Below are 10,143 nucleotides of genomic sequence, written 5' to 3'. Positions count from 1 at the left end.
AGCTACCCCGCCTAAACATGACTCCATGGACTAGGAGTCATATAGGCGCCTTCAGACTTCCCACTCTGGCGTGCCACGGCGGGAGAGATGTTGACCCTCCAGAACATTTCTAATATATTTAATATTATAAACACTAACTCGGAGCACTCTCAAATGGCAAGGCCCATGGCGCCTGTACCACTTCCAGTTATGCAAGCCAACGAGGTTCATCAGCAGCTTGGTGAGATGACACAGCGCCTGACGAACAACCCTGACATCGTACGATTTTCTCTCCAGGTCGATAACCGCACCGGGATGGTGTCCGCCAATGTGCAGCACCGGGATGGGCGTGTCCAGCACAACGAATGGGTCTCAAGAGGTTTGAGCCAAGCTACTCAGTTCGATCCTCACTCGCTCACTATTGAAGACCGAAATAGGGCTGTTTTGACCTTGCTCAACCAAGGGCTCACGCAGACGGAAGTGGCGAAACGTATTGGTATTTCTCAGTCACGGGTGGCACAGATCAAGAAATTGTCTTCTACCTAAATTCACCAAACTATGCCTGCTCAATGGGCTTTCTGAAGGACTCTACACATGCCGAAACCTACTAACATTACGGGCACCGTCGCTGACGGTGCCGTCGATCTCATCGAAAAAGTCTCAAGCCCGGCGTCGCGAGCAGGCTCCGCTGTCGAGCGCGCCGGCCGCATGCTTGAAGAAAACGTTGATCCAGAAGTCATTGCATTACAAATGACGAAAAACAGCCCGAATGGCAAGCGCTATACCGCTGACAAAGTCTTGGCGTATGGCGACCTTTATGAGGACTCGAAGACCAAAGCTCCTCTAACTGCCAAGCAAACCCGCGCGATCATCAAAGATCAGCGCGCCCAGCAGGGAAACGACAGCGAGCCCGTGCTCGCCTGAATATTGAAGTCGTCACGGTGTGCTCGCTGGTACTCCATGACCGCTATCAGAACTGAAACTGATTGATCGGGGAGTAGCATCGTGGGGCTATATGGGAAGTGGTGCGAGCCCACCAAAGAAAAAACAAACGCAAGCATTACTGGACCTATGTTGAGAAGGATGGCGGCCGCGACGAAATCCGCGATGACCTCGTAGAGACCATCCGCTCACACTACGATCGACTCGAACGCATTGCTGAAGATGTGAAACGACTCGGATACGAGGTCGCCAGTGAAATCCTCAACGCTGCGATGCCTCAAACGACCAAGGGTCGCTCCGGCGACCTCGGTGAGATTCTCGCGACCGAACTGGTCGAGGAAGAGGTCGGTCTTCGTGTTCCCGTGCGCCGACTTCGCTACAAGGACGGCCGCAACATGGCCATGCGCGGCGACGACTTTATCGGCGCCGGATACGACGGCAAGGGTGAGAAGCTCTGGCTCTTGAAGGGGGAAGCCAAGAGTAACAAGGTACTGGGCAAGACCACAGTCACGAGCGCTCGCAAGGTACTCAACCGTGATAGCGGCCGTTGTACGCCCGACTCGTTGTTGTTCGTTGCAAATCGCCTGCTGGAAAGCGACGACCTAGATGACAACGATCTGGGTCGCAGCCTTCGCGATGAGGTTGGCCTGAAGTCGTTACATGCTGATCGCATTGACCACATGCTTTTCACAGTTTCGGGCAACGGCCCACACGCCTCTCTGAAAGATGATCTCGACGCAGCTGAGGCTAATCGGGACCATTATGTCGTGAACATACACGTCGAAGATCACCAAGACTTCATCGCAACTATGTACATCGAGGCAGAAAATCTTGGAGACGATTGACGAACTAACTGAGTTCCTGACGACGGCGACCGCTGACGGCATTCTTGGGCGCCTTCTCTATCGTGGCGCCGCTTGGTCACTCATGCGCGAGGAAGGTGTGCTACCGGAGAACGCCCCTCCTCTTGGCGCGACAATTGAAACAGATCTCGCCGAGCATGGCTTCGCCTTGCTACGAGGCGCAATGGCCATGCGCGCCCAGGCAGGTACTTCAGAACTGACCAGCAAAGCCTTCGAGCGCGCCGCGAACGCGTTTGAAGCCTTAGTGCGTAATGGTGACCCTGAGGCCCCAGATCGCGGCTTCCGTCGAACAGTGGCCGCCGCTGCCTACCATCTGGCCGGCTTCTCGGCCGTCGCCTATTCATTGTTCAATGAGATGACCAATGACCTCAACACCTCGCCTGGCGAAACGGCGATCCGCTATCTGATTCTACGGGATCTCGATCAATTACGTGATTTCGTTCGCGAATGGCTCGGCGACGAGGCTCATACCGACGAGCAGATAGCAGAGAAGCTGCGGAGCGAAGCCCCTGACGTTGACGAAGCGCTGTCGACCATTCTCAACACAACGATTTGCCGAGCCCTGGCGTTTTTCGACTTCGCACTTGAAACTGGAGAACCTGAGCTAGCCGAAAACTCACGGGTCTTGCTCGACAATGCCGTCAGCTTGGCAAACAACGCTGAGAATGTTCCGCTGTGGTGGATCTCGAACCTCTGCGGTCATCTGATCGACGACCTTTGGCAGCACTCGTTGCACCAAAACCTGCCGATCGAGCCGCCGGAGGGTTCCGAAGAAAAATACCCAGACTTGCGCCGACTATTCATCTCGTCGCTCTACACGCGGAAGACGTCCGAGGTAGAGCTATGGCCATCGCAGCGCGAAGCGGCCCAGCGTTCCACAGACGTGACTGACGACCTTGTCGTCGCCTTGCCGACCAGCGCTGGAAAGACACGAGTGGCTGAGATCGCCGCGCTGATGACTCTTTCGTCGGCTCGCCGGGTGCTGGTGGTCACTCCGCTGCGTGCGCTTTCGGCGCAGACCGAGCGCTCCTTCAGAAAGACCTTCGCACCGCTCGGCTTCAGCGTTTCCTCCCTTTACGGCGCCAGCGGCCTTTCGGCAGGCGATGAAGACGCGTTGCGCACCCGTGAAATCATTATCGCAACGCCCGAAAAGCTCGATTTCGCCCTGCGAAGTGACCCATCACTAATCGATGATGTTGGCCTTATCGTCCTCGACGAAGGTCATATGATCGGTCCGAGCGAGCGTGAGATCCGCTACGAGACGCTGGTGCAACGCCTGCTTCGGCGAGCCGATACTAGCGAGCGCCGAATTGTATGTCTCTCAGCGATCCTGCCCAGTGGCGATGAACTGGACGATCTTACCGCATGGATACGCTCCGACGAACCCGGCGAACCCGTGCTTTCCGACTGGCGCCCCACGCGGCAGCGATTCGGTGCGCTTACCTGGCGAGGAAATGATGCGCTGCTTCGGCTCGACCTCGACGACGACGGTCCTTTCCTCGATAAATTCGTCTTACATAGGCCTGCGCGGGGTCAAGAGAAAAAGCCATATCCGCGCAAAAACTCGCATCTTGCCTTGTTCGCTGCATGGGAGTTCGCAGGCCAAGGTAAGCGGACTCTGATCTTTTCCACACAGGCGAATTGGGTCGAGAGTTACGGCAAGCAGGTCGTAGACCTTTGTAAGCGAGGCTATTTGGACTCGCTCCTGGAGGATGAGGCGTCGATCGCTCGCGCTCTAGAAGTTGGAAAGGAATGGTTGGGCGAGGCTCATCCCGCTGTAGCCAGCCTGAAGGCTGGCGTCGCCATACACCACGGCCGCCTGCCGAGTCCGTTCTTGCGCGAATTGGAAGTCCTCCTGTCCGAAGGCGTGCTGAAAGTCATTGTTGCCTCGCCAACACTTGCCCAAGGCCTGAACCTCAATGCCGCCGTTCTGCTGGTGCCCGCGCTCTACCGTGCAGGTGAGAAGATCAAGGGTGAGGAGTTCGCCAACGTTGCCGGCCGTGCGGGGCGCGCGTTCGTCGATGTCGAAGGTCTCATTGTCCACGTCATGTTTGACAAGATCGCCTGGCGAAAGAAAGAGTGGAGGAAACTGGTTGTCTCCGCCAAGGCTCGCACGCTGAAAAGTGGTCTCATCCAGATCGTTGCTAAAATCCTTGAGCGCCTGTCACGCGAGGGCGTGCTTGATCGCGACGATGCCTGGGAATATCTCGCCAACGCCCGAGAGGCATGGAGATCACCCGATGAAGAGGCCGAGATGGCCGAGCGCCTGGCCGCAGCCATGGAATACGATGCAGATAGCGACGACGATGATGAAGGCGATGAGGACGGCGACGAGGAAAGCATCGACGAAGAGCCGTTGACTCAGATTGTCGAACGCCTCGATGCGACTGTGTTCGGTCTGATCGATGCGCTAGACGCCGATCGCGCTGACCTACCCAACCTTTTAGACGAGGCCCTCAAAGGATCGCTCTGGGCCCGCCAAATCGCCCGCGAGGACGAGAACGTCGCCCCGCTGCACAAAAGGGTGTTCGAGGCGCGCGCCGATCTCATATGGAAGGCCACCACGGTACAAGCGCGCCGCGGACATTTCGCAATGGGGGTTGGCCTAGAGGCTGGCCTCGCCATTGATGCTATGGCGGACGAGCTTGCCGAGCTCCTCGATCGAGCTGATGCTGCAGCACTGAGTGGCGACGTCGACGAACTTGTCGACGCCCTTGGTGGTCTCGGCGAACGCCTATTGTTCATACGACCTTTCATCCCGGACAAGGCGAACGCACTGCCGGCAAATTGGAAGGACATCCTGCGCAATTGGATCTCTGGTGAGGATGTTGCCAAAATCGGGCCGCAAAATATGCGAACCGTCGAAGAGGCCTTCACCTATCGTTTGGTCTGGGCGTTGGAAGCTGTCCGTACCCGCCGCATGTCCCTCGGTTGGTCACCGGAGATAGTGGCGGGTGGTGCCGCGGCAGCGGTCGAAACTGGCGTTCCGCAATTTATGATGGCGATGCTGATCCGTGCCGGCCTTCCATCACGACGTGCGGCAATGGCCGCAATAGAGGATGCTGAGCCGGTCTTCGTTACGCCGGCAGAGATGCGGGCCTGGCTCGAATCCGACGAGATCACGGCCTACACCGATGCTGGTGATTGGCCGACTCCGGACTCGGCTGCACTATGGGCGCGGTTCCGAACAGAAGCCCTCAGCAGCGGCATACAGAGATGGTCGATCAGGCATTGTAGGCGTCTACTCGATATTGGGACTGCCCCACCTGCTGGCCTCTATCGGATTGCCACCGATGAGGGTGATGGGCGAACCTGGCTAGTCACTCCAGACTATCAGCGGGTCGCCGTGTTCAAGAAGCCAGCGCTCGACCCTAAGCCCAGCCTTTTTTCGGGCCGACTGCAGGGCAATACAAAGCTTGTGGAAGTCGTGCGTATCGGTCGAGGGAAACTGCGCTGGCCACTCGCCGACACGTGAAAAGGCTGTGTCTCAGTTCTTTTACTTCAACCTATTCAACCAGAGAATCCGAATGCCCTTGACAGCTTATTCCATATCAGAACAAAAGGAGGTCGACCTTGAGCAGGTCCTGAACTCCTTGTCTCGTCGCTACGAAACACGGAAACCTCTGGATGTAAATGAAATACCGGAGGAATGGCGAGCATTTCTTCGAACAGATATCGAATGCCCATGTTGTTTTGTCACAGGCGCAGATGTTGTCCGAGAAAGTATCTCCCGTACCTCTAAGAAGGCTATACGACAAGGCTACTTCCGGTTTTCCTCTCCTGGTCATAAGCCCGAATGCGACTATGCCGGGAATGATTCTGTTGGCTTCACTCCGGAGAACCTGGTTGCTTTTGGTAAGGCGAACTCAAATCTAACCCGAGCTATTCGAGAGCTTGTATGCAAGGGCATACAAGCAGGTGTATTTAGCCAGAAGTCCATTCGAGATATGCGAAAGTGGTTTTTCCAAAAGAAAGCCAGTGCGTTGTTTCATGTGAACCTAGACCCATGCCTTCCCAAGTGGCTAGACAACCTTCATCGTATAACCGGCCCTGTACAGCATATGTTACCCATGGAGGTACCGCTGTCAGCCGACATTGTTGCGATACCCGGCTTCGACTGGAAAACAGAAGCAACACGCGTCTTAGCTAAACGCCACATAGCCACTCTCGACACCATGCGGGAAGAGCGCCTTTGGCACATCCACTCCCTCTCAACTCGCGTTGAGTCCCTCGCAAAGCGCTACCATGGCGAGGATGTATTCGATCCGACGGTGCTCCAAACGGAGTACACTCAAAGTATCTCCCTTGCAAGGTTTATATCCCATAACTACGCGCCTTTGGCGTCCGCCAGCAAGAGACGTGATAACGATGTCGCTAGCTGTGTACTTGCCCTATCTGCGCTTCTTCTTTTCATAAGTGGCTGGAATCTAGCTAAATCTACAGAACTATTCGCACGCATTTCAACCACTCCAGATCAGATTGATCCCATGCTAGGCAATGTGATCGGGCTGAATCCATTCCATGACTTTGAAGCGTGGGCAATGCTCAAGAAACTTCAAGAAAGTGGATTGCCTGCGCCAGACGGACTTTCTCCTATCGATGAGCGGAATGAGATTGAAACAGACCTCCGAGCACGATTCCAAGTTCAGTCGGGGAAATAGCCTGTATGGCCCCGCCGAGCGACGCACAGAGAAGAGGTAGCTGGAACGCTCCCCCCTATCCGGCTCCTATTTTCTTTCTCGCCTGAACCCCCTATCCCTTGCCATAAATGCTTCCAGCATATGCGGGATCAACGTCACGGCGTCGACTGCCTCTCCGTAGGTCTGGGCGTGCAGCGCGGCGTAGCGGTCAAGGTCAGTCTTCAGGCTTGCTGGGCAAACGAAAGTCAACTTGGTGGTCTGATTACTGGGTAGTGGCCCTAGACGTAGTTTTCGAGTCGTTGTCATTGTGACACTCCCTGGTTGAAGAGCAATGGCTGGTAAGGGCGGAGCACTAAGTCGCGGTTGACGATGATGCGTACAGGCAGGCCAGGCCTACTGGTCAGTGTCGGCTGAATGTTGAGGTTGCGCCGGGTCATTTCCTGGCCCACCTGATTGATACTGTCTTGCGCACTGTCTCGGCCGGCGATGATGACACGGTCGCCATCCTGCCGGTTCTCAGGCGCAGCCAGCTCGGCGCCGACACCTAGCAGCGTCGTCAGCACGGCGCCGGCAAAGATCCGGTCCCAATGCCAGTCGACGCCATCCTCTAGGCCGGCATAGCCAGCCGGGTCGGTACCGACCAGGTTGTCCAGCGTCAGCGAGGATGTGTCGGGCAAGATGATGCGGTTCCAGATGACTTGAACCCGGCTCTGCCCATAGCTGACTTGGCTGTTGTAGCGACCCAGGATACGTGAGCCCTGCGGGATCAGCAGGTGTAGTCCGGTAGCCGTGTCGTAGATCGGCTCTGTGACTGTTGCAATCACATCGCCCGGTAGATCGGATTGGATGCCAGTCACCAGCGCTCCCGCAATGACCGTTCCAGACATGACCTGATAAGGCGAGGCTGGTAATTGCAGATTCCCGGAATTACGGATTTCAGTGGAAGCGGATTGCAGGAACCCTTCTTTTTGGTCCTGACGATTCTGCACGGCAGTCGGATCGGCCAATTGTGCCGTTGTCGACGCTGGCCCGGCGGCCAACGGATCAAAACCCGCCAAGGTGTTTCCCATGCCTAGCACAGCAGACGGCGACGGTGCTGTGGCTGTCGTGTTGACTTGGTTTCGGTTGCCGCTCTGAAAGAATAGGGACGAAGCCGCTGCGGCCTCTGCCTCCTCTCGTAGAGCATCGGCAGGATCATGACCGGGTACCGAATAGCTGGCCACCGCTGGCTGTTGCGCGTTCACAATGGCCGGCCCCAGATCACCCGGCAAAGGTGGCCCCAGTTCCGGTACATCGCGAGGCAATGCCGACGGCAATTTGGAATAGTCGGTGGGAAGCCGGTCCAGTTGCTCGGAGCGCGACACACGCTCGACGTTGTACAGCTCCGTCTGCTCGCTACCCCTGCGCTGTGGCGGCTGCAATGACCAGAGTGTGGCCCCGAGCACAGCGACCGCCAGACCACCAGTAAGGATAGCCAACGTACGCCGGTTCAGGCGTGTAATCGGACGTGGCTGGGCACGTAGTGTCACAGTGTCGGGGGGCACCTTATCCGCCTGCGGCACGGCCCGGTTGATAGTCTCGTCCTTGCTCATGCTCAGTTCCTCCGTGCCACGCCGTCAGTGCGTTCGATGCGCACCACCTCGCCTTTATCCCCGCCCAGGCGCAGTTCGGCCGCACCGAACAACCGATCGACGATGTAATACGGTGGGCGGAAGCGGTAGTTCACCAGTTGCCCATCCCCCTCGGCGCCGATCACGAATAGAGGCGGCAGTTCGCCTTGGGCAATACCTGCCGGGAATTGGATATAGACCTTCCGGCCATCATCAAAAGCACGCAGCGGCTTCCACGGCGGCTGACTGCCGCTGATCGCGTAGCGAAAGCGTAGGTTTTCCAGCGCCAAACCAGTGTCCACGGGCGCGACCGCCTCGGCGGCCTGATTCCGACGCTGCAAGGCAAGCATTTGATCACGCGGGTAATCCCAGGACACCGATGCCATCCACGCTTCGTCCGTTGAAGTCAGCTCCAGCAGGTACGTCCGGCGGTTGGTGGTAATGACCAAATTGGTTTTCAGATCCGAACGGATGGGCTTGACCAGCACGTTGACACGTAACTCGTTTCCGCTACCGCTGGACGTGTCGCCCACGACCCAACGCACGGTATCCCCGGCCGCCACCGTCACCAGTTCCTCACCCGGCTGGAGCGCAATCACCGTCACTCGTCCGACCGCCGCATAGATCTGGTACAGCGCGCCTTCGGTGAAGGGCCAGACCTGGATGGCATTGACGTAGCCCTCACGGGTTGGCGCCATTCGCGCTTCCTCATTGGCCGTGGACACACGCAGGGTTTCATCGGCGGGCTCTGACGTCGCCTCAGCCTTGTCGGTTTCCGGCAACGGCTTCAACTGCGCCGGCATCGGTAGTACCTCCGGCACCATCACCACCTCCACGGCCTTCGGTGGCTCGGGCAGTGGCTGGGCCTGTATGGCTTCATCGAGTGATATAGTCGGTGGCGGCTTCCCCTGCGTAGCGCAGCCCGACAGGACAAGCAGGGTCAATGGTAAGGCGTAAAAGTGAAAAGACGGTTTCATGGCCGGGCTCCTTCGGACGTATCCAGTTCACGGCTCCACGACAGACCATTGACGTAGATGCCCACGGGGTTACTGCGCAAGCGATCCTCGGTGCGCGGGGGTTGCAGCACGATGGACACTACCGCTGTCCAGCGCTCCAACCCCGCGTCAGCACCATTGACGTAGCGGCGTTCCGTCCACCGCACGTTGAACGACGAATCACTGGCACGCACGACACTGGTGATCTGCACCGTCACTGACTCGCGACCGATACGGGCGAACGGATCATTGCTGCGGGCGTAGTCGTTGAGCACGGCAGCGCCCTTATCGGTGGTGTGGTCGTAGGCGTCGAGCCAGTTTTGCCGCACCACGATGGGATCGGTGGACAACGAGCGAACCAGCATGATGAAGCGTGCGATGTGGTGCGCCGTCTGCGCATCGTTAGGCCGGTAAGGCGTAGCGGCTTCACCCACGGCTCGCACTTGTCCGGCCTGATCCACCTCCACCACATAGGGCGTGACGATGGACTGCGCTGAACGCCACAACAGGCCACCGGCCATCAACAACGCAAGCACCAGGCAGCCGAAGGCCATTAATCGCCAGTTCTTCGCTTGCACGCGGGCCGAGCCGATGCGCTCATCCCACACCTGGGCGGCGGATTGGTAAGGGGTGGCTGGTTGCGGCGATTCCGCATAGCGCACCCTGGGTCGTTTGAATCGCATGGGTGGTCTCCTTAAAGGTCAGGTATCGGAATCATTCAGGCTTGGACCGGAACCCGCACCGCCACCGTCGCCACTGCGCAATGTATGGGCGGTCGTCGTAGCGGCTTGGGTGATCTGCTGGCGGCGGTGCAAACGCCTAGCCCAGGCGGGTTGTTGTTGAGGTGGCGATGTCGCGCTCTGGCCCGCTCCAGCGGTGCCAGAGCCCACGCCATCATTGGTGGCCGAGCCGTTCCAGCCCGCGCGGAAGGGAGCGGCCATGCGTTGTCCAACAGAGGAAGCACGAGCCGCCGTGCCTCGTCCGGCCGCTTGAGCACCGGACTTGGCGACATGCCCAAGGCCTGCCGCCGCTCCTTTGAGGCCGCCACCAGCTGCGGTCGAACCGGCCTGAAACGCCGACTGGGCACTGCCGACGGTCGAGGCAGCAGCACGCG

At 58.0% G+C, this 10,143-nt stretch carries 9 protein-coding genes and 1 pseudogene; 5 read left to right on the top strand and 5 right to left on the bottom strand.

Annotated elements, in window-relative coordinates; all coding sequences use genetic code 11:
- Positions 1-165 precede the first annotated feature (165 nt).
- The 5 genes from B7L72_RS12270 to B7L72_RS12250 all read left to right on the top strand — a co-directional run bounded on the left by B7L72_RS12270 (position 166) and on the right by B7L72_RS12250 (position 6,445).
- Positions 166-525 (top strand): sigma factor-like helix-turn-helix DNA-binding protein, encoded by a 360-nt coding sequence (locus B7L72_RS12270; protein ID WP_176212880.1) that lies wholly within the window; start codon positions 166-168, stop codon positions 523-525.
- A 48-nt stretch (positions 526-573) separates the two neighbouring features.
- Positions 574-903 (top strand): hypothetical protein, encoded by a 330-nt coding sequence (locus tag B7L72_RS12265; protein ID WP_081194672.1) that lies wholly within the window; start codon positions 574-576, stop codon positions 901-903.
- A 101-nt stretch (positions 904-1,004) separates the two neighbouring features.
- Complete coding sequence (locus tag B7L72_RS12260) at positions 1,005-1,766, top strand: HamA C-terminal domain-containing protein (RefSeq protein WP_217806077.1); 762 nt, start codon at positions 1,005-1,007, stop codon at positions 1,764-1,766.
- Positions 1,753-5,259 (top strand): DEAD/DEAH box helicase, encoded by a 3,507-nt coding sequence (locus B7L72_RS12255; RefSeq protein WP_081194670.1) that lies wholly within the window; start codon positions 1,753-1,755, stop codon positions 5,257-5,259. Before B7L72_RS12260 ends, B7L72_RS12255 begins: the two co-directional genes overlap by 14 nt.
- A 52-nt stretch (positions 5,260-5,311) precedes the next feature.
- Positions 5,312-6,445, top strand: coding sequence for a hypothetical protein (locus B7L72_RS12250; RefSeq protein ID WP_081194827.1), 1,134 nt, complete (start codon positions 5,312-5,314; stop codon positions 6,443-6,445).
- A 66-nt stretch (positions 6,446-6,511) separates the two neighbouring features.
- Here B7L72_RS12250 and B7L72_RS12245 read toward each other — a convergent pair whose 3' ends face one another.
- From B7L72_RS12245 to B7L72_RS12225, 5 genes and pseudogenes are all read right to left on the bottom strand, one after another.
- Positions 6,512-6,730, bottom strand: a complete 219-nt coding sequence (locus B7L72_RS12245; protein ID WP_081194668.1) for a DUF2274 domain-containing protein — start codon at positions 6,728-6,730, stop codon at positions 6,512-6,514.
- A complete protein-coding gene (locus tag B7L72_RS12240; RefSeq protein WP_081194666.1) occupies positions 6,727-8,016 on the bottom strand; it encodes a TrbI/VirB10 family protein in 1,290 nt (429 codons plus the stop codon). The genes B7L72_RS12245 and B7L72_RS12240 overlap by 4 nt, the downstream gene beginning before the upstream one ends.
- Before the next feature lie 2 nt (positions 8,017-8,018).
- Positions 8,019-9,011: a P-type conjugative transfer protein TrbG gene (gene trbG / locus B7L72_RS12235; RefSeq protein WP_081194664.1), complete on the bottom strand. Its 993-nt coding sequence runs from the start codon at positions 9,009-9,011 to the stop codon at positions 8,019-8,021.
- Entirely contained in the window at positions 9,008-9,712 is a 705-nt protein-coding gene (trbF, locus tag B7L72_RS12230) for a conjugal transfer protein TrbF (RefSeq protein ID WP_081194662.1), read from the bottom strand. Before trbF ends, trbG begins: the two co-directional genes overlap by 4 nt.
- 18 nt (positions 9,713-9,730) lie before the next feature.
- Positions 9,731-10,143, bottom strand: a pseudogene (locus tag B7L72_RS12225) (P-type conjugative transfer protein TrbL); the annotation flags it as partial.

Origin of the sequence: Halomonas sp. BC1, from assembly GCF_002078135.1 — a bacterium.
Taxonomy (GTDB): Bacteria; Pseudomonadota; Gammaproteobacteria; order Pseudomonadales; family Halomonadaceae; genus Vreelandella; species Vreelandella stevensii.
The sequence above is the reverse complement of the archived record's forward strand: the minus strand, read 5'-3'. Positions and strand labels throughout refer to the sequence as shown.